The 22001-nt window shown below is 41.4% G+C and carries 19 protein-coding genes; 4 read left to right on the forward strand and 15 right to left on the reverse strand.

What is annotated here, in order from left to right; all coding sequences use genetic code 11:
* The first annotated feature begins 284 nt into the window (after positions 1 to 284).
* Genes rimP through RMA95_RS09355 form a run of 4 tightly spaced genes read left to right on the forward strand, consistent with a single transcriptional unit; the run spans position 285 to position 5442 of the window.
* Positions 285 to 809 (forward strand): ribosome maturation factor RimP, encoded by a 525-nt coding sequence (rimP, locus tag RMA95_RS09340; protein ID WP_151283486.1) that lies wholly within the window; start codon positions 285 to 287, stop codon positions 807 to 809.
* A gap of 37 nt (positions 810 to 846) precedes the next feature.
* Complete coding sequence (nusA, locus tag RMA95_RS09345) at positions 847 to 2331, forward strand: transcription termination factor NusA (protein ID WP_002156952.1); 1485 nt, start codon at positions 847 to 849, stop codon at positions 2329 to 2331.
* A 10-nt stretch (positions 2332 to 2341) separates the two neighbouring features.
* Positions 2342 to 5041, forward strand: a complete 2700-nt coding sequence (gene infB / locus RMA95_RS09350; protein ID WP_311070247.1) for a translation initiation factor IF-2 — start codon at positions 2342 to 2344, stop codon at positions 5039 to 5041.
* On the forward strand, positions 5041 to 5442 hold the full coding sequence (locus RMA95_RS09355) for a ribosome-binding factor A (RefSeq protein WP_002157043.1): 402 nt from the start codon (positions 5041 to 5043) through the stop codon (positions 5440 to 5442). Before infB ends, RMA95_RS09355 begins: the two co-directional genes overlap by 1 nt.
* Positions 5443 to 5498: 56 nt before the next feature.
* Here RMA95_RS09355 and RMA95_RS09360 read toward each other — a convergent pair whose 3' ends face one another.
* From RMA95_RS09360 to RMA95_RS09430, 15 genes are all read right to left on the reverse strand, one after another.
* Positions 5499 to 5903 carry a Na+/H+ antiporter subunit G gene (locus tag RMA95_RS09360; protein ID WP_311070248.1) on the reverse strand — a complete coding sequence of 135 codons (405 nt, stop codon included), beginning with the start codon at positions 5901 to 5903 and terminating at the stop codon, positions 5499 to 5501.
* 12 nt (positions 5904 to 5915) lie between these two features.
* On the reverse strand, positions 5916 to 6191 hold the full coding sequence (locus tag RMA95_RS09365) for a monovalent cation/H+ antiporter subunit F (RefSeq protein ID WP_311070249.1): 276 nt from the start codon (positions 6189 to 6191) through the stop codon (positions 5916 to 5918).
* Positions 6188 to 6715, reverse strand: a complete 528-nt coding sequence (locus tag RMA95_RS09370) for a Na+/H+ antiporter subunit E (protein ID WP_311070250.1) — start codon at positions 6713 to 6715, stop codon at positions 6188 to 6190. Before RMA95_RS09370 ends, RMA95_RS09365 begins: the two co-directional genes overlap by 4 nt.
* Positions 6716 to 6717: 2 nt before the next feature.
* Entirely contained in the window at positions 6718 to 8529 is a 1812-nt protein-coding gene (locus tag RMA95_RS09375; protein WP_311070251.1) for a monovalent cation/H+ antiporter subunit D, read from the reverse strand.
* Positions 8529 to 8897, reverse strand: a complete 369-nt coding sequence (locus tag RMA95_RS09380; RefSeq protein ID WP_000624229.1) for a Na+/H+ antiporter subunit C — start codon at positions 8895 to 8897, stop codon at positions 8529 to 8531. Before RMA95_RS09380 ends, RMA95_RS09375 begins: the two co-directional genes overlap by 1 nt.
* Positions 8894 to 11743: a monovalent cation/H+ antiporter subunit A gene (locus tag RMA95_RS09385; protein WP_311070252.1), complete on the reverse strand. Its 2850-nt coding sequence runs from the start codon at positions 11741 to 11743 to the stop codon at positions 8894 to 8896. Before RMA95_RS09385 ends, RMA95_RS09380 begins: the two co-directional genes overlap by 4 nt.
* 314 nt (positions 11744 to 12057) lie before the next feature.
* Positions 12058 to 13440 (reverse strand): AAA family ATPase, encoded by a 1383-nt coding sequence (locus RMA95_RS09390; protein ID WP_311070253.1) that lies wholly within the window; start codon positions 13438 to 13440, stop codon positions 12058 to 12060.
* Positions 13441 to 13463: 23 nt separating this feature from the next.
* Positions 13464 to 14966, reverse strand: coding sequence for a UvrD-helicase domain-containing protein (locus RMA95_RS09395; RefSeq protein ID WP_311070254.1), 1503 nt, complete (start codon positions 14964 to 14966; stop codon positions 13464 to 13466).
* 9 nt (positions 14967 to 14975) lie between these two features.
* Positions 14976 to 15749 (reverse strand): bifunctional phosphoribosyl-AMP cyclohydrolase/phosphoribosyl-ATP diphosphatase HisIE, encoded by a 774-nt coding sequence (gene hisIE / locus RMA95_RS09400; protein WP_311070255.1) that lies wholly within the window; start codon positions 15747 to 15749, stop codon positions 14976 to 14978.
* 173 nt (positions 15750 to 15922) lie between these two features.
* On the reverse strand, positions 15923 to 16309 hold the full coding sequence (locus RMA95_RS09405) for a VOC family protein (protein WP_311070256.1): 387 nt from the start codon (positions 16307 to 16309) through the stop codon (positions 15923 to 15925).
* 26 nt (positions 16310 to 16335) lie between these two features.
* A complete protein-coding gene (locus tag RMA95_RS09410) occupies positions 16336 to 17649 on the reverse strand; it encodes an NAD(P)/FAD-dependent oxidoreductase (RefSeq protein ID WP_311070257.1) in 1314 nt (437 codons plus the stop codon).
* Between the two features lie 121 nt (positions 17650 to 17770).
* On the reverse strand, positions 17771 to 19390 hold the full coding sequence (locus tag RMA95_RS09415; RefSeq protein ID WP_311070258.1) for an AarF/UbiB family protein: 1620 nt from the start codon (positions 19388 to 19390) through the stop codon (positions 17771 to 17773).
* A gap of 12 nt (positions 19391 to 19402) precedes the next feature.
* Positions 19403 to 20071, reverse strand: coding sequence for a hypothetical protein (locus RMA95_RS09420; protein ID WP_311070259.1), 669 nt, complete (start codon positions 20069 to 20071; stop codon positions 19403 to 19405).
* A gap of 11 nt (positions 20072 to 20082) precedes the next feature.
* On the reverse strand, positions 20083 to 21030 hold the full coding sequence (ubiE, locus tag RMA95_RS09425) for a bifunctional demethylmenaquinone methyltransferase/2-methoxy-6-polyprenyl-1,4-benzoquinol methylase UbiE (protein WP_263612816.1): 948 nt from the start codon (positions 21028 to 21030) through the stop codon (positions 20083 to 20085).
* Between the two features lie 148 nt (positions 21031 to 21178).
* Positions 21179 to 21886 carry an FFLEELY motif protein gene (locus RMA95_RS09430; protein WP_311070260.1) on the reverse strand — a complete coding sequence of 236 codons (708 nt, stop codon included), beginning with the start codon at positions 21884 to 21886 and terminating at the stop codon, positions 21179 to 21181.
* Positions 21887 to 22001: the final 115 nt, after the last annotated feature.

The following is a 22001-nucleotide window of genomic DNA, read 5'->3' on the forward strand; positions in this document are numbered from 1 at the left end:
GGAGCAGTCTGGTAGCTCGTCGGGCTCATAACCCGAAGGTCGTTGGTTCAAATCCAGCTCCCGCTACCAAGTTTCTTAAAAGAGGCTCACAGACAGGTGGGCCTTTTTGCACAGTGGACTATTGTTTTCTGTGCTACATAGGGGCGATTAACGCCCTTTTTTATTGGTTATCGTATCGCTATCGTGTAGTGTCGACATCAATTGGTCAAATAGTCATGCTTCACTATAGTAGGTCTGTGTCGGTTAAAACAACCGATTGAATCGCACGAGAATGACGAGAGTAAATGAAATTATCAAATAAATCCCAAGCATTGTATGACATGATTGCTCCAGCAGTGCAGGCATGTGGTGTTGACCTGTGGGGAATTGAATTCCTTCCACAAGGTAAACGTTCATTATTGCGTATTTATATCGATAGACCGGTTGATGAAAATGCTGAACCAGTGATTAATGAAGATGGTGAAGTAGAACAAGGTCGTGGTATTGGCGTACAAGATTGTGTACGAGTTACACAACAAGTCGGCGCGATGTTGGATGTTCATGATCCGATTTCAGGTGAGTATTCTTTAGAAGTTTCTTCACCAGGTTGGGATCGCCCATTTTTTCAACTCGAACAATTGCAAAGTTACATTGGACAACAAGTTGCTTTGCGTTTAATTGCAGCAGTAGAAAATCGCCGTAAATTTCAAGCAAAACTCCTTGCTGTAGACCTTGAAAATGAAGAGATTCAGGTTGAGGTTGAAGGAAAGCATGTGCTTGATATCGACAGCAACAATATCGATAAAGCAAACTTGATCTATCAAGATTAAATTTATTTAAATTATATAAGAAATCGGTAGGTGACTTATGGGCCGCGAAATTCTTACCGTTGTAGAAACGGTTAGTAATGAAAAAGGTGTTAGTCGTGAAGCGATCTTCGAGGCTTTAGAACAAGCTTTAGTTGCTGCAACGAAAAAAAGATTTTACGAAGGTACGCATGCTGAAGAAGCTCAGCTTCGTGTAGAGATTGATCGTAAAACTGGTGATTACCGTACGTTCCGTCAATGGACTGTAGTGGCAGATGAAGATCATGAAATGCCAGCTTGCCAAGATGCGATTTCTGACGTTGATCCATCTAAATGGTCAATTGGTGACGTGCGTGAACTCGAAGTAGAATCTATTGAGTTCGGTCGTATTGCTGCACAAATTGCAAAACAAGTTATCGTACAAAAAATCCGTGAAGCTGAGCGTGCTTTAGTTGCTGATGCATACGAATCTAAAGTGGGTGAGTTGATCTACGGTGAAGTGAAAAAACAAACCAAAGATGGCTTCATCATTGACTTGGGTGATAATGCAGAAGCTTACCTTGCTCGCGAAGAAATGATTCCTAAAGAAATCCTTCGTCCAAAGCAACGTGTAAACGCTATCTTATATAATGTTAACCGTGAAGGTCGTGGCGCTCAGTTGTTGTTATCACGCGCTAAGCCTGAAATGTTAATTGCTTTGATGAAAAAAGAAATTCCTGAAATTTCTGAAGAAATTATTGAAATTAAAGCAGCAGCACGCCAACCGGGTGTTCGTGCTAAAATTGCAGTGAAAACAAATGATCACCGTATTGATCCTGTAGGTGCATGTATTGGTATGCGTGGTACGCGTATTCAAGCCGTACAGCAAGAGTTAAACGGTGAACGTATTGATGTAGTGGTCTGGTCTGATGATCCAGCTCAATACATTGCTAGCGCATTAGAACCAGCTGATGTTTCAGGCATCGTGCTTGATGAAGATGCAAGAAGTGCCGATATTATTTTTGCAACCAGCGATCAATTAGCTCGTGCGATTGGCTCACAAGGTCAAAACGTTCGTTTAGCTTCTGATTTAACTGGCTACAAACTCGACATGATGCTTGAAGAAGAGTATCGTGCTCGTCAGCAAAATGAAGCTCAGCAATATCTCGACATGTTTGTATCACGTTTAGATATTGAAGAAGATTTAGCAATGGCATTGGTAGAAATGGGCTTCACTTCTTTAGAAGAGATTGCTTATGTTCCTGCTGAAACTTTTGACGAAATTGAGCTTGATGCTGAATTGGTTGAGTTATTGCAAAGTCGTGCAAAAGAAGCAGCTCTTACTGATGCTTTGAAACAGCAAGAAAATATTCAAGAACCGAGCGCAGACCTTCTCACAATGGAAGGCATGACTTCTGAGATCGCTTACTCGCTTGCCGCTCGCGGTATTATTACCGTTGATGATTTGGCAGATCAGGCTACTGACGATATCTCTGATATCGAAGGTCTTGATCATGAAAAAGCTGGTCAATTGATCATGAAAGCTCGCGAATCATGGTTTAACTAGGAGATGAAATATGACGGACAAGTCGATTAAAGAGTTAGCTCTCAGTGTAGGACGTCCTGTTGAGAAGCTCCTAGAACAGGCTCGCGAAGCAGGTTTGCCTCAACGTACAGCAGACGACATTATTACCACTGAACAACAGGATACTTTGGTCAATCATTTGAAAAAAGTACATGGTCAGGAAAGTGGTAACACAGGAAAAATTGCGTTGAAACGTAAAACAACCAGTACCGCTAAAGTTGCAAGTACTTCAGGTAAAGCAAAAACAATTAACGTAGAAGTACGTAAAAAACAGGTTTTTGCTAAACCAAATCCAGAACAAATTGCAGCAGAAGCTAAAGCGCGTGCAGAAGCAGAAGCTAAAACACGTGCAGATCAACAAGCACGTGATACTGCAGAGCAAAAAGCGCGTCTTCAAACAGAGCAAAAAGCAAAAGCAACTTTAGATGCGATGCGTGCTGCTCACCAACAAGATAGCGCTGCACAGTCAGCTCCTAAAGCTGCTGTTGTAGTGAAAAAACGTGGTGGTGGTACAGTAAAACCTGCACCAAAACCAGCAGAAACATTAGAGCAAAAGAAAGCGCGTGAAGCTCAAACAGCTCAGTTAAAAGCAACTGAAGAAGCTGCACGTCGTAAAGCGGCTGAAGAAGCTCAGCAACGTACGCTTGAACAAATGCGCAAAATGGCATCTAAATATTCAAATGACGATGCTACTACCACAATTCGTGTAATTGATGATTCTCCACTTGCTTCAGGTCTTGTTGGCCAAGCTTATGAAGATTCATTCAAGCAAGAAGACCGTGAAATTAAACGCGGTGGCGCAACTACTAACCCGCGTGCTGGTAAGAAAGGCGGCCGTCGTGGTCAAGAAGAGCAAAGCTTCGTTAACCATAACAAACGTGGTTTAAAATCAAGCCAAGCAAATAAGCATGGATTTGAAAAGCCAGTTAAAAAGCAAGTCTATGATGTAGAAATCGGTTCAAGTATTGTTGTTGCCGATCTTGCTCAAAAAATGGCGATTAAAGTACGTGAAGTTATCAAAACACTTATGAAAATGGGTGAGTTGGTTAACCAGGATCAAGCTATTGACCAAGATACAGCTGCACTTGTTGTAGAAGAAATGGGACACAATCCTGTTCTAGTTTCTGATACACAAGCGGAAGATAACTTGCTTGAAGCGGCTGAAGAAGCACGTGGTGAGCAAACAACTCGTCCACCAGTTGTTACTATCATGGGTCACGTTGACCATGGTAAAACATCATTGCTTGACCGTATCCGTCGTTCGAAAGTGGCGGCTGGTGAAGCAGGCGGTATTACACAGCATATTGGTGCGTATCACGTTGAAACAGACAAAGGAATTATTACATTCCTTGATACACCGGGACATGCTGCGTTTACTTCAATGCGTGCACGTGGTGCTAAAGCAACAGATATCGTGGTATTAGTTGTTGCGGCAGATGATGGTGTAATGCCACAAACTGCAGAAGCAATTGACCATGCTCGTGCAGCAGGTACTCCAATTATTGTTGCAATCAACAAAATGGATAAAGAATCTGCTGATCCAGACCGTGTGTTAAATGAATTAACAACGAAACAAATCGTTCCAGAAGAATGGGGTGGTGATGTTCCGATTGCTAAAGTTTCTGCACATACTGGACAAGGTATTGATGAACTCCTTGATTTAATTCTTATTCAATCAGAATTGATGGAATTAAAAGCATCTGCTGAAGGTGCTGCGCAAGGTGTTGTTATTGAAGCGCGTGTTGATAAAGGCCGTGGTGCAGTAACTTCTATTCTTGTTCAAAACGGTACATTAAATATTGGTGACCTGGTTCTTGCAGGTTCATCTTATGGTCGTGTCCGTGCAATGTCTGATGAAAACGGTAAGCCGATTAAATCAGCAGGACCATCTATTCCAGTAGAAATTCTGGGTCTTCCAGATGCTCCAATGGCAGGTGATGAAGTTCTTGTTGTAAATGACGAGAAGAAAGCACGTGAAGTTGCCGATGCTCGTGCTGACCGTGAGCGTCAAAAACGTATTGAACGTCAAAGCGCGATGCGCCTTGAAAATATCATGTCGTCAATGGGCAAAAAAGATGTTCCTACAGTGAACGTTGTTTTAAGAACAGACGTACGTGGTACTTTAGAAGCATTGAATGCTGCTTTATATGAACTCTCTACTGATGAAGTAAAAGTTCGTGTAATTAGTTCGGGTGTTGGTGCGATTACAGAGTCTGATGTGATTCTTGCTGAATCTTCAGAAGCTGTATTGTTAGGCTTCAACGTTCGTGCTGATACAGCTGCTCGTCAGAGAAGTGACCAAGACGGTATCGACATTCGTTACTACAGCATCATCTATGAATTGATTGATGATGTGAAAGATGCCATGAGCGGTAAACTTGCTCCTGAACACCGTGAAACAATCTTGGGTGTTGCTGAAGTACGTGAAGTATTCCACTCAAGTAAGTTTGGTGCAGCAGCAGGCTGTATGGTACTTGAAGGTACATTACATCGTAATAAACCGATTCGCGTATTACGTGATGACGTGGTTGTGTTCCAAGGTGAGCTTGAATCATTACGCCGCTATAAAGATGTGGTTGAAGAAGTTCGTGCCGGTATGGAATGTGGTCTTGCGGTGAAAGGTTATAAAGACATCAAAGTACAAGATAAGATCGAAGTATATGATGTTCAATTGATTAAACGGAGTCTTTAATGGCGGGTAGCCAACGCTTAAAGCGAATGGCGGATTCAGTACAGCGTGAGCTGTCTGATCTAATCCGTCAGGAGTTAAAAGATCCGCGTCTGGGTGGTCTAGTGACCATCTCAGCCGTGAAAGTCAGTGCTGATATGGGATATGCTGAAGTTTACGTTACCGTTATGGGGCGTGAGCTCGGTGACGAACAAAGTGAAGCAGCGAATAAAGAAACTTTAGATGTATTGAATAAAGCTTCTGGTTTCTTGCGTCATGAGCTCAGTCGTCGTATTAAAACCCGTATTACACCTCGCTTACGTTTCCATTACGATAAGACGAATGCATATGGTAACTATATGTTTGGTCTTATTGAAAAAGCGGTACAAGATTTACCGGAACGTAAGTCAGATGACGAAGAGTAATTCCTACTCAAAATAAAAAAGCCACCTTTGGGTGGCTTTTTTATTTGTTCAAATTTTTATTCCTTAGGAGGTTCCATTGGAGGTTTGTTTTGTGAAAAGCGCTGTCCGATTTTATAACGATCCCATGGTAATGGACGTTCAATAGCTTCAGGGACTTCACCACTCAGCGAGCGTAAACGTAAATGTAGCGCTGCTTGAGCAATTAAATTGGCTGAAACAGGAGCTGTAATAAAAGCCAAAAGCGTGATCAATAGTTCGGCAAAACCAAAGCGACCTTGGAAAGCAAAAAAGATCATAGATGCAATCAAAAAACTGCCTAATCCTAACGTACTCGATTTTGTGGGTGCATGTAAGCGCATGAATAAATCAGGCAAGCGCACCATACCAATCGAGCCGACTAACATAAAGAAAGCACCAAAAACCAGAAAGACCGAAACAATAATTTCCATTACGAACTGCATTTTGATCTCTCCTTAATCGATTACATGACCGGTTGTGAAGTAACGTGCTAAGGCTGCTGTAGATACGAAACCTAGCATTGCAACCAGTAAGGCTCCTTCAAATAAAGAGGTCATCATCCAATAAATGCCTAAAACAACAATGAGACAAGTTGCATTTAGAAAAAGAGTATCGAGAGCTAAAAGGCGATCTACAATTGATGGTCCCATCACCATCCGAAAAAGACACAGCAGCATAGAGATCGTGATGGCAATCAAGCTAATGCCAAGCGCATAAGGTAGGATGGTCATGTGTTGTCCTCCGATTTGCTTTTCACATCAAAAATTTCCATGAGTGGAGCCTCATAGCGTTGTTTGATGTCTTGCACATCACTTTCAGTATTTTCTGTACTGAGCGAGTGTACCAAAATGTCACCACGCTCTTGATCAATACCAGCAGAGACTGTACCTGGTGTTGTGGTAATAATCATTGCCAGTAAAGAATTTACTTGCTCATGTTCTGTTTCTAAAGGCACACGGTACCATTTGGGATGCAATTTTTTGGGTGACCCTAACACCAGCTTAGCAACGCGAAAATTGGAAACAATAATATCCCACAGTACAACAAAACATAGTTTTACTGCTGGTTGCCAATGAATGTGCGGTGTTCTAGTAATAAAAGGTCGAACCAATCGAGGAATCACAAGCCCCAAAATTACAGCCATAAGTAGGTCGCTCGCATCAAGACTATGCGAGAGCATTAACCAAAAGATAATAATTAAAAAAGAAACAAATGGATGTGGAAACCAGCGGTCAAGCAATTTAGATAGCTGCATTGTTATGGCTCCATAGGTTTCAGTTGACTTTCATCAGCAATGGTTGGTGTTTGCAATTTTTCTTGCTGCTGAATTTGGCGATGTTTATATTCAGAAATATGTACACCGTTGAATGTGTCTTTAGAAATAATGTCCGGAACGAGGTAGGCATTATGATCTTCAACTTCTCCACCGTATTTTGTTTCAGGTAAATAAGTTGAGTCATAAGGCTGGACACTAATGACTTCACCATTTTGATCAGTCTTAAGAATAGATTGCTGATATAAGGCATGATTTTGAATTTGCTGAGCAGTACTTGTGGTGTAGTGCAACACAGGTGAAGCAAACACGACATAAGCCACTAAACCTGCAAGCAAAATATAAATCACTGAATCATTACGTGGCGGTGCTCGTTCAGGTAAAGCACGATAAATAATATACGCAGGATTGATTGGGTCTTCCTCTGGTGGTGAAGCACGCCAGAATAAAATAAATCCGACTCGTGTTAACGCAATAATGCTTAATAGACTGACCACAAGCACAATACCAATGACCCAGCCTTGATATGCAGTTTCAACAGTCGCTTGTAAAATAAATACTTTACCAAAGAAGCCACTAAAAGGTGGTAAACCTGCGAGCATCATTGCAATTAAGAAATAAGTCAGCATCGCTGCTTTTTCTTGCTTAATTCTTGGCGCAATTTTTAAATGGTCTTTAAAGTCACCACGCTGTGACGTCATCCAGCCACAGAACAAGTAAAATGCTGCACCAATCAGTGTACTGTGAACTAAATAGAATAGTGCTCCTGACCACGCTTGTGTATTTGACATAGCAATGGCAGTCAATAATGTGCCAATCGAAGACAGCACCATAAAACCAACAAAACGTCTAAGGCGATCTGCACCGATTGCTCCAATCACACCGTATAGAGACGTAATTAAGCCAATTGGAAGTAACCAACTTTTAAAGATTTCTTGGCTAAGTACATCGTTAAATACCGTTCCATTGACACGCAAAATGGCATAGATGCCTACTTTGGTCATAATGGTAAAAATCGCTGCGACAGGTGTACTTGCAACGGCATAAGTTTTTGGTAGCCAAAAACCAACTGGTAGCATGGCCGCTTTAATACCAAACACGACAAATAAGAGTAAGGCGCCAGCGACTGCTAATTTGTGTTGATCTGCATCTAAAGTTGGTAAAAGGCGTGAAACGTCAGTCATATTTAGACTGCCTACACTGCCATAAATCATACCAAGGCCAATTAAGAATAGAGCAGAGGCTAAAAGGTTGATAATGACATAGTGTACGCCAAGCTGAAAACGCGGTTTGCCTTGTCCATGTAGCAATAAGACATACGACGCCATGAGCAAGATTTCAAAGAAAACAAATAGGTTAAATAAGTCACCTGTCAGAAATGCTCCGCATAATCCCATTAAAAGAAAATGGAATATGGCGTGGAAATAGCGACCTCTGGTATCCCAGTTTTCACTGGCATACCATAAAACTGGAACTGCTAATGCATAGGTTAAAACCAGCATAAATGCAGAAAGTCGGTCGAGTACCAGCACAATACCAAACGGTGCTGACCACTCACTTAACTGGTAAACCGTGATTTGACCAGTATTTGCAACGATTAGATAACTAATCGCAGTGACTAAACCAGCAATTGCTGAGACGAGGCTAATGCCACGACGCCAAGGTTGTCGCCAATCTTCTTTTAATGCACCAGCGCCAGGGTTACCTAAAAGCAATAAGATAAAACCAGTGAATGCCGGGATGAGGATACTGAAAATTGGTGTATTAGCTTGCCAAAAAGATAAAAAATCAAACATCACGGCTCATCCTCACGTGGGTCGTATGTTGGAGAAATATCTTCTTTAGCATCAACGTGGTCACTACCTGATTCATAACGGCTGCGTAAAGCCAGTTGTACAATAAACGCTGTGGTCGCAAAACCGATAACGATTGCAGTTAAAACAAGAGCTTGTGGAAGCGGGTCTGTAATATTAGTGGTTTCAGTCAAGATTGCTGGTGAGCTCACTTGCAAGCGGCCCATCGCAAACAAAAATAGGTTAACTGCATAACCGAGTACGGCTAATCCCAATACCACAGGGAAGGTACGTGCACGTAAAATGAGATAGATGCCTGTCGCAACAAGTAGCCCAATGGCAGAGGCCAGTAAGAATTCTAAACTGATCATGATGATTTCTCCCCATGAGGTACAGGACCAGACATACTCGAATGGCGAGAGTCCCCTAATACAGAAATGAGTAGCATAGTGGCGCCTACCACTGTGATATACACACCCAAATCAAAGCTCGCTGCTGAAGCCAGATGTAGTTTTCCTAAAACTGGTAACTCAACATAGACATGAGCACTGGTTAAGAATGGACGTGCCCAGAACCATGCAGCAATACCTGTTAAGCCTGCAATTGTTAAACCGGAACCAATCCAGACCTCATAAAGACGACCCGATTGTGCTTTTAACATTTGTTCTGCTTGGTCTTGACCTAAAGCAATGTACTGAATAATAAGTGCCATTGAGGTAATTAAACCTGCAATGAAGCCACCGCCAGGGTAGTTATGTCCGCGCATAAAGATATAGACACTTACCACTAGCGCTAAAGGCAACACCCAAGAGGCTGTAATACGGAACATGAGCGGAGATGGATTAAAGCGATAGGTGAGGCCTTGCGTCATGGTGGTGCCGTGTACACGCATGCCATCCATAAGACAGAGTGCGCCAATCGCAGCAATGCCCAGTACGGTAATTTCACCAAAGGTATCGAAACCACGGAAGTCCACTAAAATGACATTTACAATGTTGGAGCCGCCGCCAAGTGGTAAAGATTGCTGAGCAAAGAACCATGAAATCGAATTATGGTCACGCGTTAAAATGAGCCACGTAATCCAGCCAATACCTAAGCCACCAATGATTGCTAAAAATGCATCTCTTAAACGTCTAGAGCGAGTAGATTCATAAGGCGTAAGCTGTGGTAATAAAGATAAACTCATCAACAAAAGCACAGTCGTAACCACATCTACCGTAATTTGGGTGAGGGCTAAGTCAGGTGCTGACATGGTAACAAATACCATAGTAACCACGAGACCAATTGCACCACTAATAAGGACTGCCTTGATGCGCTCATGGTGGAACCAGAGCATCATCCAGCAACCCGAGAATAAGGTCAGCCAAAGAACAACCGCAATCCATGGTGCATGTGTGAGTTCGCGCGTACCTGTGGTAAGGCCTTGATTGAGTAAAGGTAAAGTGACCAGAATGATACTAAAAGCAATCATTAAGAACAGGTAACTTTGTAGTGAACCATTCTCAGTTTTTTGTTTGATTTTACGGCTGGTTAATAGCAGATGTTTTAAAAACAAATCAAACAAAACACGGCCTTGTAAACGACCAAGTCGTGGGTCGAGGTCGATTTTACGAATCATGCCATCTTTTGCTAAAGCAAAATAGAAAAGCGTGCCGCCAATCAAAGCAATAATACTCATCACAAGAGGAGCATTAAATCCATGCCAGATTGCAAGATGAGTTCCTGCAAAATCAGGTTGCATTAGACTTGCACGTGTCACGCTATTAACTAAAGGCTCAACCAGTAGGGCAGGGAAAATACCTACCAAAATACATAACGTCGCAAGTAATATGGCTGGTGCTCGCATGCCAATCGGCGGTTCATGGGCATTTTTATTTGGTACTTGTTTACCCAATGGACCATCAAAAAATACGCCGTGCACTAAACGAATTGAATAACTGACTGCAAAAATACCGGCAAGGGTCGCAATAATACTTGCAAAAATAACAGCTGAGCCTGAAAGGTTCGCCAACAGTTCAGTAAAGAACATTTCTTTAGAAATAAAGCCATTGGTCAGTGGAACACCTGCCATTGATGCCGCGGTAATCATAGTGAGCGTTGCGGTAAACGGTAACAGCTGCCAAACGCCACTTAATTTCCTAAGATCACGTGTACCTGTTTCATGGTCAATAATCCCTGCAATCATAAACAGGGCAGCTTTAAAGGTAGCATGGTTAATAATATGGAAAATTGCCGCAGCTACCGCTAAAGGTGAACCAATACCTAATAAGCAGACAATAAGACCTAAATGACTAATAGTGGAGTAAGCCAATAATCCTTTTAAATCTTCTTTAAAAATGGCAAAGCATGCAGCCATACAGAGTGTAAATAGGCCGACAAACGTGACAATGTTGTGATAAAGCGCGGCACCAATAAAGATAGGTAGAAGACGTGCTAATAAGAAAATACCGGCCTTAACCATGGTTGCAGAGTGCAAATAAGCCGACACCGGAGTGGGGGCTGCCATTGCATTGGGTAACCAAAAATGGAAAGGGAACTGAGCACTTTTAGTAAAAGCACCGAGTAAAATAAGCAAAAGCATCGGAACGAAAAGATGATGACTTTGAATAAGGTCTTTCATTCCGACAATATCATTAATTTCATAAGTACCGGTGATTTGTCCTAGTAAGACAAATCCACCTAGCATGGCGAGTCCACCCATTCCTGTAATGGTAAGTGCCATACGCGAACCGCGTTGCGCTGCTTCGTAATGACTCCAATAACCCACCAGTAGAAATGATGAAATACTGGTAAGTTCCCAAAACACTAATAAAATAATTAAATTGTTAGAAAGGGAAATACCTAGCATTGCTGCCATAAACAGCATAAGTAATAAATAGAGTTTACTTAATGAATTTTTAGGGCCTAAATAATAATAGGCATAAATATAAATGAGTGTACCGATACCGGTAATAAGAAGAGAAAATAATAAACCAAGAGCATCAAGTCTAAAGCTCAGATTAATTCCTAATTGCGGTAACCAATCCCAACTTTGTTGAATGCTTGCACCACCAAGCACAGTTTTAGCCTGAGTCAGTAATAAACCAAAACTGGTTAAACTGACTCCGATCGCCCCTAAAGCCGTTACTCCACGTGAAAACCGTTGAAGCAATGAAACAAGGGTGGTGCCTAATATTAACGGTAATAAGATAATTATCGGTAGCACACTCGTATCCATATATAATTTAGACCGAAGCCTAAAGGTGAAATTTTAATTTCAGAATAGATAGGAATTCAAAGAGATTTCCAAAGCTTATATTCTGAAAACCCGACCAAATTAGAAAAATAAAGCGAGAAACAAGTTGTATTGCGCAACTTGAATAATAAAAACGCAAAATGAAATTTATTGTACACTAAAAAATCATTAAAAATCTGATGTTATTACATGTGGTAACAACATCTAGTGATTTTTCAGCTCAAAAAACAGATTTCATCGTATATTTAGCGAATCCGGTTTTTATTATAAAAATTGAGCTATATGGATAATAACGTCTACAGAGATGAGGTTTCTTCCGAGGTATCTCCTGCATGAATCATACGTAATAATTCATTTTTTTGTTGTTCATTTAAGCTTTGGATTTGCTGATACAAATTGTCAATTTGAGTGGTTGTAGGTTCGGTATCAAGCGGTAGGGGATCTATATGTGGCGCTAAAACTTCATCTCGGTGCAAGAGGGTGTAAAGGTGTTCAAGCTGCTGCTGAGTCGTATTTAAATCAAGTTGGCTTGCTTTGCCATGTTCTAATTTAAGGCATTGATAAGCAGCTGCATGTTCAAGTAACTCTTCACGGCTTCCAGTCACTATAATTTGTAAACGCGGAAATGCCTGATGAAGTCGATTTAAAATTTCTGAGCAATGCAGAGCATCTAGTTGAGAATCGATTTGGTCAATTAACAAAATTCCTTCGCCTTCAAGGCAAGGGTCTAAGCTCAATGGGTTGAGCAAACAAAGTCTGCGAACCACATCACCTATCAATGCAATCCATGTTTTAGTGGTATTGGAAAGTTGCTGAAAGGCTAAAGCTTCACCCTTGTAATGCGCCATAAGTTGAAGACGTGGATGATATTGTAAATAGATGTCTTCAAGTTCCGGAAAAATAATCTTTAACGCCGATTTAAGTGCATATAAATTTGGCGAAGGCAGTTGTTTAGGTTGACCTGCCAATTCGATTTGAAGTTGACGTAAAAGTTCTTCCTGATTTTGTGGGTTTGATTGTAGGGAAATAATTCTTTGTACAACGTGAGCTGCTTGTGCATTTTCAATATCGCTAATTTCACGCAGCCATTCAAAAAAACGAGCAAAGGTGGTAAACGGGATTAAGCTTATTTCATAAGCAGAAATAGACTGAGTAATCCCTGGCAGGTTTTTATTCAGCAAATTTATATCGTTAACAAATCGCTCAGATGGGTAGTAGGCAAGTAAGGGAAGGCCTTGAAGTGGGTCTTTTCTTGTGACTTGATGATAAAGGGTAATGGTTTGATCGAGCTGCTGAGTTTCGACCTGACTAATGCCCACGCCAGTTGCATTTAAGGTTTTAAATAGCTTCCAGCTACAAACAGATGTGTCGATTTGCTGTGCAGAAGTGGTTTCAGGCAGTTGCCCGAACTCTGAGGGAATATAAATGCTGACTTCTATTTTAGACTGTAACCGAGAATGGGTAATGTCTTGATCAGGCATGACTACGCCCGGAGTACGAACATCTTTCAAGCGAGCAGGAAACCACGTTAAAGCATGGTAAATATGCTTGAGTAGCATACTTTTACCGGTTGCCTGCTCACCTAAAATTAAAGTAATCGGTTGTTTATCATATTGAAACTGGATCTTTAGGTCATGAAACAGAGCAACATGTTTAAATTGGATGGATTCAAGTCTCATAGGCTCACCTAATTATGAGCGCTTCAACCAACCGACTTACGAAGACTTAAAGGCGCCCTTACTTTTAATTGTTGTATCAGATCATAAAGATGATGGATGTTTAGACTTACTTTAGCACGAGTACAGGCCACGTAAAGTAATCTTAATTCCTCATCTGTAATCTTGTGTTCTAAACCATTAATTTTAAATTGATAGTCATCTTCAATATGGACACGATTCCACTCTAGTCCTTTTGCTTTATGGGCAGTTGAGATGACATAGTCAGCTTGCTCAAGGGGAGTAATTTTAGCAAGCGCTTTTTTCAGTGGGTCGGTACCGTGATCATCTACCAGTTTAACCAAAGGTTTGATATCACTTCCTTCATTGGTTTCACAGTATTCATGCACATCATGCCATGAGTTAAACCATGCTAACTCGGGAACGTCTATAACTCGTTTTCCTTGCTTCAAGAGGCTTGCGGCATCTACAAAACGGTTTAGTTTTTGATGATCTGCCTGCAAACTTACTTTATCGCCATGCACCAAGCCAGCTAATAAAAGTTCCATTGCGCGAGCATTGGTACGACACAAAATCGCATCACGCATTTTGGTATGTGGCTTATTGACTACACTCGATTTTTGGTTCGGATTACCAAGCAGAGGAACAGTCTCATTTAAACCACCTAACAACGCATTGGCGACATCGGCAATCGCCTCTCCAAAACGGAAAGAAGTCGTTAAGCGAGACTCTGGCAAAGGCAGTTGTTGCATGGCATTAACTGCACCGCGCCATGCGTAGATTTGCTGATGTGCATCGCCTACATAAATAACCTGTGTACTTTTTTGACGAAGTAAGATACCCAACATTAAAGGATCAGCATCTTGTGCTTCATCAAATAAGACATAATCGGCAGGAATATTAGGTTCAGACAATGCCCAAAGCTTCAGATAAATATCGTGACCAATTCCGGCTTGATGGTTCGGGTCGATAGACTCTAACCAGCGGCGTTCAACAGCCGGGTAAAGGTGAGTTTGAAGTGCAGTAATATCGTCTGGATGTAACCAGTTTGGCGCCTGAATATGTCGAGGAGCTGGGTATTGAGAACTTGTTGAGCAGAAATAACTCACCGCATTGGCAACAAGACTCGCTAGACGACTTGGCATTAAGACGTATTTTTCATAACGTCCACCCATCATGCGTCGTAAAGTAATCGGTTCTAGTCGATATTCTTTAGCAATAAAGCTTGGACTTAAGCGAGGTAGGCGTAATTTATCAGTCACACCACGTGGCACACTACGAAACGCGAGCGAGTGGAAAGTACGGCAGTCTACATTGCGATGAAATTTGTTTTGAGCTTCGCCTGCAATTGCTTTGTTAAAAGCCAAATACATACCGCGCCGTTCAGGCATGGCATCACTAATCATTTGTAATGTAGTAGTTTTACCTGTACCCGCATAGGCAATCACTTTAAATGATTGCCCAAGACGTCCGTTATCTATGGCAATCGCTTGCTCATAGGTGGCTTTAGGTTTTTCGATATTCGACACTGAGTGATTTTAAACCTTGTTACGGTTAGCTTTTTCAACTAAACCAGATAAACCCTGACGACGAGCTAATTCGTCAATAATAAGTTGTGGATTAAGATCGAAATAACCCAACATGACAATGCTATGGAACCACAAATCAGCAGTTTCATAAATCAAGTCATTTAAATTGCTTTCTGTATTTTGAGCAGCGTAGTCTTTCGCAGCAATAATAGTTTCTACGCCTTCTTCGCCGACTTTTTCTAAAATTTTATTGATGCCTTTTTTGTAGAGGCTTGCAACATATGAAGTATCAGCTTCTGCTTGCTTACGCTCTTGCATTAATTGCCCTAAGTGAGCAAGTACATCAACTTGTTCAGTAGTATGAGCATGATCGTGGCTTGCAGCTTTGGCTTTGTCACCATAAATTGCAGTAGGGTCTTTTAATTGTGCATCGACAATTTCCCAGCCCTGTGGGGTAAGTTTACGGTAGAAACAAGACTCTCGACCTGTATGGCATGCAATACCGCCGTGTTGCTCAACTTGTAATACGATTACATCACCATCGCAGTCTAAACGAATTTCATAAACCGTTTGGAAATGGCCTGATTCTTCGCCCTTGTGCCAAAGTTTTTGGCGAGAGCGAGAGAAGTAAACAGCCTGATTTTTTTCTGCTGTGAGTGCAAGTGACTCACGGTTCATCCACGCTACCATCAAAATACGTCCGGTTTGATGATGTTGAGCAATGGCAGGGATAAGACCTTGTTCGTTAAATTTTACTTCATCGAGCCATTGCGTGTTATTCATGAGGAATCACCAAAGAAATATGAACTATAAATTGATTTCAATCAGATGCTAAAAATAGCTTGTATAGTGTACGGCATCAACGTCGCTTTGCGGAAAAATTCTTTGTCCTTTTTGTCTTTGTCAGCGTAATGAATAGCTTGTAACGCTTACCAACTGGTATCTTATTCAAATGACTAAGGCGTGAGGATATTTGAAATCTCAATCAAATTTTGATCTGGATCTCGAATATAAACTGAAAGAATAGGGTGCATTGCGCCAGTACGTTCAACCGGGCCTTCTTCAATTTGAATATTTAACTGATTAAGGTGTGTAACCACTTCTGAAATAGGAGTGTCTGAAATAAAACATAGGTCGGCAGATCCAGGAGTCGGTTGCAATGCCTTAGGTTCGAACTCGTTACCTTGCTGGTGTAAATTTATTTTTTGATTTCCAAACTGTAGAGCCTTTCTATCATCTTTAAACGTGATGACCCTAAACCCCAACACGGTTTGATAGAAATTACAGGTGGTTTCAATGTTTGAGACGGTTAAAACAAGATGATCAAGATGGCTGATTTTCATGTGTTACTCACTATTATTTAGTTGGGTTAATAGTCAGACAAAGATTCGTTTTTTAAATGAAACGCACTGCTTTCTTTAGGTAATTGAGCTACTTGATCATAATCAAGTTGTTGGAATGGCCCTGTTTTTAAGCCTGAAATTGTGATTGCCATTTCTTTTCGAAAATACGGGATTTGATACATCCACGGGAAAACTAAATCTCTTAACCCCCCCGCCCACCAATGGTCAGATTGATAAAGTGGTGTTAGTAAGCGACTAAGAAATTGATAAAACTGGGTAGATGAACCACGAAGCTGATGATAATGCTGCCAGAGCAGGGACCAATCAATATTTTGGTTCTTTTGGGCATGTTGCAATGACTGAGAAAAGGCCCAAGCATCTAATAATGCCATATTGGCCCCTTGTCCTAACTGAGGACTCATGGCATGGGCTGCATCTCCAATTACTCCAATTCGTCCTTGACCAAATTGAGTCATGACGACATCACGGTAGTTTGCAGATAGCCATTTAGGCTGAGTTGGACTGTTATACAAAATCTCTTTTAGCCACTCTGCAACTTTAGACCAACGTTCTGAGACTTGCTTTAACCAAGTCTGTTTAGCCTGTTCATCTTGCAAAAAGCTTTGTAATTGTGGCGTAGGTAAGCTCCAAAAAACACTTGAAAGGCGCTGTTGAGGTTCTGTGGGAACTGCTCCTGTAGGAAGGATTCCCATCATAATTTTCGAGCGATCATAAAATTGATGCAGAATTTCAAGATCGAGGACTTGGCACTCAGGCACGATACTCCACGCAGCCCCCCAAGGATAAGCTTTGTCAACCTTTACCCATGCTTTAGGACGTAATTGACTACGAGCACCATTGGCAATGAGTAAGCCATCAAAGCAAGCATCAAACTTTTGATTTTGATGACTGCCGGATAGCCGAACTTCATCGTTATGTTCTACAAAACTTTCAACGGAATGATTCATATGCCAAGTAATTTGGCTTGAATATTCGCTAAGTTTTTGAGTGAGTACATGACATAAAGTGGCTCGGTGTATACCTAGTCCATAGAGGTTTGCTGATGCTTCATGATAATGACTGTTAACTAAAAGGCGCTTGTCCGGAAGTTGTCCTTCTAGGCCTGTGACTCTCGCACCTAAGGTTAAGGTTTTGTCTAGTACACCTAAATGTTCAAATACAGCTAAGCCCGCGGGTTGTAGTAATAACCCAGCACCTACCGGAGATAACTCATCAACTTGTTCAAAAATAGTAACGTTATTGCCTTCTCGAGCAAGCAAAATGGCAGTCGCTAAACCTGCGGTACCTGCACCGATAATGGCAAAATGAGGTGTTTTCATTGTTTGTTCTTTTCAAGCATTTATGAATGCTAATTTAGCAATGAACGAACAAGCGATCTATATTTTTAAAAATTAAAGTTAGCCATAAAAAAATCCCTTGCACTAGCAAGGGATTTAGAACTTATTTCAAAATACGCCAAAGTGCTAATAAACTACTCAGCACAATTAAAATAATTGAAACAAACCAAGGACTAATAATTGCAATGGTCAGTAAAATCAGCATGCTACTGCCAAACATCCAGCTACGGCGTTGCTGATGTTCCATTTGCAAACGAAGTTGCTGAATTTCGCGTAACTGGCGGTCTTGCCAAGCTGACTGATTCTTTAAACCATTTAGGCTGTCAATAATTAAGCTTGGGAAATCCTGAGCACCTAAAAGCAGGTCAGGTAGTTGCTGGCCAAGTTCTTTTACATTTTTGACTGGGTTCATGTTGGACTTAACCCATTCTGTCAAAATAGGTTTTGCCAATTTCCAGATATCGAGCTGCGGGTAAAGGTCCGTACCTAAGCCTTCTACATGCACTAAAGTTTTGAGCAGCAGCATGAGTTGTGGCGGTATTTCTAAATGGAAGCGACGCGCAATATCCATCACTTGAATTAAGATACCTGCAAAATCAAGTTGATCCATTGGTTTAGAAACCATTGGCCCAACAGTACGGCGCATCTCACGTGCTAAAGCGTCTTGGTCTGTACCCGGTGGAATCCAGCCAGCTTGGTGCACAATTTGAATAAGCTGCATAAAGTTGCTGTTCATCACAGCAAGCAACATGCGGGCAACCGTCATTTGGTCGTGCTTAGATAACTCACCCATAATCGCGCAGTCCAGTGCAATAAAGCGTGGATTGCTTGGATTAATGGTTTCTACAAAGACATTGCCGGGGTGCATGTCGGCATGGAAAAAGTTATCGCGGAATACTTGCGTAAAGAAAATGGTTAACCCTTTTTCTGCAAGTTGTGCGCGATCCATGCCTAAACGGTCAAAGGTTGCCGTGTCTGAAATAGGGACACCAGTAATACGCTCAGCCACCATGACATCTTTGGTGTCCATGTAGACTTCTGGCACATACATCATGGTTGAACCAGTGAAGTAATGGCGCATACGACGAGTGTTATCTGCCTCAATACTCAAGTCCAACTCATTTAAAATGATCTGGCGGTAGTCTTGAATAATTTCAGTGAGATGCAACGCGCGAGCAGCTTCTAGGCGACTTTCTAAGGTGTTGCCTAGCCAAGCTAAAATTTCAAAGTCTTGTAAAATCTGGCTACGAATGTCCGGACGAGTAACTTTAACAACAACTTCACGGCCATCATGCAGTGCTGCTGTATGTACTTGTGCAATTGAGGCAGCAGCAAGGGGCTGGTCATCAAAGCGAGCAAATAGTGTATTTACATCTGCCTTTAAAGAATCTTGAATACGTTGTTTGGCAACATTGCTATCAAAAGGTTTGACTTGATCTTGAAGTAAGACCAATTGCGCGAGTATTTCAGGTGGAATCAGGTCGCGTCGAGTAGACAGTAACTGCCCAAGCTTAATTGCAAGCGGGCCCATATCTTCTAAAGCTTCTTTAAGCTTTAAAGGGTTTTTGCGTTCACGACTCGACCATGCAGCTGGGTGCATCTTAATAATATTTAATGCACGTTGAGCTTTAACAGGTAATTCATCCGCAGGGAACAACGTATCGAGTCTATAGTGCGCTGCAATACGCCAAAGTTCGAGTAAACGTGAAACGTGCGGAATCATATACAGTCTTACCTAGTCTTGAGTGGGTTGTAGTTGTGCATTGAGCTGCTGTAGCTTAGCTTCTAGACGGTCAATGTCTTGATTAAGCTTACGCGTAGCTTGATTTAAATCGTCCATTTCCCAACGTGGGGCAAATAAACCACTGTCTTCTTTTAAGGCATCTTCAGCAAAAAATAGATGGCTTTGCACGGAGCGTTTTAAATGCTTTGGTGCAAGTTGAATCTTGCCAATTTCATGAGCGAGTTGAGGGCCAACCCATTTTGATAAGTGCGCAGCTAAATCAGGTTCAGCTTGCTGCATAATTCTTTGAATATCCTGTAATAGGTGATAATCACCTTGAAGCGGGATATTACCAATCTGGTCTGGATCGCTGATCAATAGTTTGATCAGTTCAACCACATCTTTGACATGCAAAGTGGCTGTGGCTTCAGAAATTTTAAATTGTGGATCAAACGGGCGTTGTTCAAAAATAGAAGGTTTTTCGCTATGCCCAGTTGCAGTAGGTTCAAGACGTACTTTTTCTTGGTCAAAGAATACATCGACAGAAAGTTGCGGGCTATCTATGACCACACGCAACATTTTGCCCTGTAACTGATTGAGCTGAATGCGGGTTAAGGCATCCAGATCGATCAGATGATGAATGATACGTTCGACTGCACCGAGTGCCAAAATCGACCACATATCGCTATCCCTTACAGTTTGAAACCGCGGTGAACAGCAACAATACCGCCAGTCAGGTTGTGATAGTCACAGTTCTGGAAGCCAGCATTTTCCATCATACCTTTTAAGGTGCGTTGGTCTGGGTGCATACGAATTGATTCAGCTAAATACTTATAACTTTCTGAGTCATTGGCAACCAATTTACCCATAATCGGTAAAGCAGTGAATGAGTAAAGGTCATAAAGTTTTGAGAATGGCTCAAATACTGGTTTAGAAAACTCAAGAATCAGTAAACGACCACCTGGCTTAAGTACACGGAACATAGAAGCAAGCGCAGCGTCTTTATCTGTCACGTTACGTAAACCAAAGCTAATGGTGACAAGGTCAAAGCTGTTGTCTGCAAATGGCTCTAATGTTTCTGCATTGGCAAGAACGAAATCGACATTGGTACAGCCTGCATCAATCAAACGATCACGACCAACATTCAGCATAGATTCGTTAATGTCTGAAAGTACCACATGACCTTGAGGACCAACTTCACGGCTAAATACTTTTGCTAAGTCGCCTGTACCGCCAGCAATATCCAACACGTGTTGACCACGGCGAACACCAGACATATTAATTGCAAAGCGTTTCCACAAACGGTGGATACCAAATGACATTAAGTCATTCATCAAGTCATATTTGCTTGCAACTGAATGGAAAACTTCAGCAACTTTTTGTGCTTTATCTTCGGTTTTAACTGTTGAGAAACCAAAGTGAGTTGTTTCACCAACGTTGCCAGTATTGCTAGCACCACGTGGTAAATTGTATTTCGGTACAGAACCGCTAACAGGTGTATCTGTTAAGGTTTGCTGTAAAGTTTGTTGTTGCCCTTGAGGAGTACCTTGCGGTAAAGGTGAGCTTAGGAATGGGCTAACTTTGTCTGAACTTTGTGCCTGCTCAGTTGGAGATGTTGGCTTTTGGTTTTCGTTAGACATATTGTCTCTCCTAGACTCAAACTCAAGTGAAACGGAATAAGTTCTGCATGATGACAGATTTTGTCTATTTTTACAGGCATCATCATGCAAATATAATGAATAAAATCTCAACTTCGCGAGGTTGAGTTTTTTCTATGTGCCGACCTTATCACACTCTAAACGGATTCGGATGTCCTGAATGTACTTTTTCAACAATCTGACGTTCTTTTTCCGTAAAAGTCTTAATAAAAGCCTCAGCCGATTTTAATGGTTTCATTGCGCTAAAACCATCCTGAATAAAATCATACATCAATTCAAAGTGATATTTTTGTGCAATACCTTTACACATTTTAAAAGCAGTGAACATCATAAATGAACGCATGTATTTATCGAGTGCTATCCCTAAGTCATCAAGAAGGGCAAGTTGCTGGTAACGGGCTTCGGCCTGATCAAGCTTGATTAAGGTTAAACGCATGATCTCATCAGTGAGTACTGTATCTGCTGGATAGTCTTCAAGAAGCTGCATGGCCACTTGTTCATCAAGTTGTGTGGCAAGTACAGCCAAACTTACCGACTTTGTCCCTGTTTTAATCGCGTTTTCAGGTAGGACTTTTTCTGCTTTATGGGCATATTTCAATAATCGTTCAATTTGTGCAGCAAGCGCATCAAACTCTGGGCCACCATATAAACGGTTTAAAAAATACTCTGACATGAGCTTGTGCTCTGGCAGATTAAAAAAGTCGTGATGCGTTTCTTTCATCCGCTCTTTTAACCATGTTTGTACATCTTGCAAACGCTGGGCAAGCACTGGATTATCGTGATAATTAAATGTTTTATATTGTTGTAAAAGATCATCAAAAGCAGCGAGTTTAGACATTTAAGGCTCTAATATTGGGCTATTTGCAAAAAATCATAAGAGGCATTGTAACCTTCTACTATGGCGAGTAGATGTAAAAAAAATGATTTATGCGTCAATTTTTAGACAGAATTTT

The sequence above is a fragment of the Acinetobacter sp. V110_1 genome, from assembly GCF_031798975.1.
In the GTDB taxonomy this organism is placed as follows: Bacteria; Pseudomonadota; Gammaproteobacteria; order Pseudomonadales; family Moraxellaceae; genus Acinetobacter; species Acinetobacter nosocomialis_A.